At 58.8% G+C, this 2,201-nt stretch carries 3 protein-coding genes; all 3 read left to right on the top strand.

Going from position 1 to position 2,201, the window contains the following annotated elements; translation table 11 throughout:
• Positions 1–273 precede the first annotated feature (273 nt).
• The 3 genes from K359_RS0147715 (at position 274) to K359_RS0147705 (ending at position 1,594) form a co-directional block, all read left to right on the top strand.
• Positions 274–657 (top strand): hypothetical protein, encoded by a 384-nt coding sequence (locus K359_RS0147715; RefSeq protein ID WP_156929146.1) that lies wholly within the window; start codon positions 274–276, stop codon positions 655–657.
• Positions 654–1,166, top strand: a complete 513-nt coding sequence (locus K359_RS0147710; protein ID WP_029085224.1) for a hypothetical protein — start codon at positions 654–656, stop codon at positions 1,164–1,166. Before K359_RS0147715 ends, K359_RS0147710 begins: the two co-directional genes overlap by 4 nt.
• Positions 1,167–1,279: 113 nt before the next feature.
• Complete coding sequence (locus tag K359_RS0147705; RefSeq protein ID WP_156929145.1) at positions 1,280–1,594, top strand: hypothetical protein; 315 nt, start codon at positions 1,280–1,282, stop codon at positions 1,592–1,594.
• The last annotated feature ends 607 nt before the right edge of the window (positions 1,595–2,201 follow it).

The following is a 2,201-nucleotide window of genomic DNA, read 5'->3' as shown; positions in this document are numbered from 1 at the left end:
GCGGCCGCTTTGGATGTCGAAGAAATAGCGTTCCATGAAGCGCTCCTCTTCCTTTGCAGGCGTGAACGGCTCTCAGCCACCGGCGCCTACGGGCTGAGCCTCGGCCGGTGATCAAGGTATCACCGCCTCCTCTGGACGGTTCGTGCTCTTCGTAGAGATCCCGACAGCGGCGCGCCTCTCGAAGACCGGTGTGCGTTCTGTTCGGCGCACTTCGGTTGGTCTGCCGCTGTCGCGCTCGCGCGATGTCACGGCTGCGGCGGAAACGCGACGCGCATGCCCGCGAAGTCGACCGTTCCCGATGACGCCAAGGGCGAGTTTTGCGCGAGGCTCTTGTCGTCGTCGGTCCGGCTGCGCAGCGAGTTTCGCCGTACCTTGCCCGACGACATGGAGGCTTGGCCGGAAGCCGACTTGCTGGAGATGGCCGACGCCCTCGACGATCTCCCCCCATCAAGCGCGAGCCAATCGGACGCCATGAATGCCCTTTACCTAGGACAACCTGCGATGGTCACGCTCCTCGCGGGCCGTCTATCCGAGATGCGTCGTGAAGCTCCCCGCATCTCCGGCCTAGTGGCGTTCGCGAACCTCAATATCCGCATCGCCCGCCTGCGATCCCTCCGAGTTAGGAGCCTCCTCGCACTGGTCTTGGAGGCTTTATGAGCCCAGCGTCCGGATATCTGGTTCAGGTGATAGTTGGAGCCGTAGAGACCTCGATCAGCCCTGCTGAAGCGTACAACGTTGCCATCGTCCTTCCTTGGCTCTCGGAGTTTCTTGGCAGGATCGAAAAGAATTTTATTACCGCCGACCTTTTGGATCTCACCGCCTTTTGTCAGGAACGCGCGGAGACGCGCAGCGAGCGATCAATGGATCGGCTCATCGGGAATCTCCGGGTTGCATTCCAAATGCTCGTCAACGAGGGACTTCGCACCGACAATCCCGCCTTGCTCCTTCCGTCGCCGGCGATCACCGTGATCCCCCCGAACTATTCGATAGAGCGGTCGGAAATCGACGCTTTGATTTCGTGGCAGAGCAGTCGTCTTCAGCAGGCGCATGAATCAAGATGTCCCGTCGAACTTCGCGGTCTTGTTCTGATTTGTCTCCTTGCCGCCGGAATTACCGTGGCCGAATTGGTGCGTCTCGATGTCACGGATCGCTCGGCCACGGCGTGACGGCCGGGCACAACGACACGCGCGAACGCGTCGTCCACCTAGACGACGTGGCGTCAGCGGCTTTGTCGAAGTGGCTCGAATATCGAGCGAGTATTCCGGTCGGTGACGGAGCGATGTTTCCGACCTTCCGTCCACCGTGGACTCGACTTCCGCTGAAGTCCATCTCCCGGACGGTCAAAAGGCTGATAGAGGATGCAGGCCCGCGCTACTCCCATCTTACGGCCGGAACGCTGTACAGAAGCATGTACGCGGCAATCGTCGAGGACGGGCACGGGTGGAATTTGGCGATCGGCGCGGGAGGCCGCAAATCCGTACCGCACGTCATGCGACCCGCACCGTCTATCGAAAAGCTTGCGCTGATGGTCGAGCGATTTCATCCGCTCGGGTCCTCGGCCACGACGATTTCCGAATTTCAGGACAATGAATAGGCGATGATCAATTTGAAGAAGGCCGAGCTGTTAGCAACACGGTTCAAGGAGCATGACATGAAGAATTTGCGTTCGAAGGCAACTACAGTGATTTGGAACGCCGACATGTTTTAATAGATCGAACGGTTCGACGGAACTATTGATTTCCGATGAAAAGAGCGGTCGAACTATCGTTCGAACACCCATTGATTTGCGCCACGAAAGATCGGTCGTAGATGCATTAAAGGCCGCACTTCAAACGTTTGGCCCTCCTGCCGAGATGAGGACGGACGGCAGCTTATTCTTCTCTAGAACAGCAGTAAGGGACATCTTCTTCACGCTCGAGGTCACTCATACCGTTCTTACGGGCGGCAAGACTTTGGCTGAGAGACGTTGGGAGAATCGAGGCGCTGCTGTGCCGATCCGTCCATGCGGCTATTCCGCACTTGTACGCGCCAACCCGATATTTTTCTGACGGGGAAGCCGGAAGGTCCGGGCGGGAACGGCTCGATTTGAATGAACTCCCTGCCTCATAACAGACAGGGCGTGGCGTTCGACGCCGGCAATGTCACGCCAGCATGCCGGCGGTCGCGTCCGCAGTCATGCAACGCAAACGGTACGAGAGGCC

The sequence above is a fragment of the Bradyrhizobium sp. th-b2 genome (assembly GCF_000426785.1).
GTDB lineage: Bacteria > Pseudomonadota > Alphaproteobacteria > Rhizobiales > Xanthobacteraceae > Bradyrhizobium > Bradyrhizobium septentrionale.
Note: the sequence above shows the minus strand (reverse complement) of the source record. Positions and strands in the feature narration are given on the sequence as shown.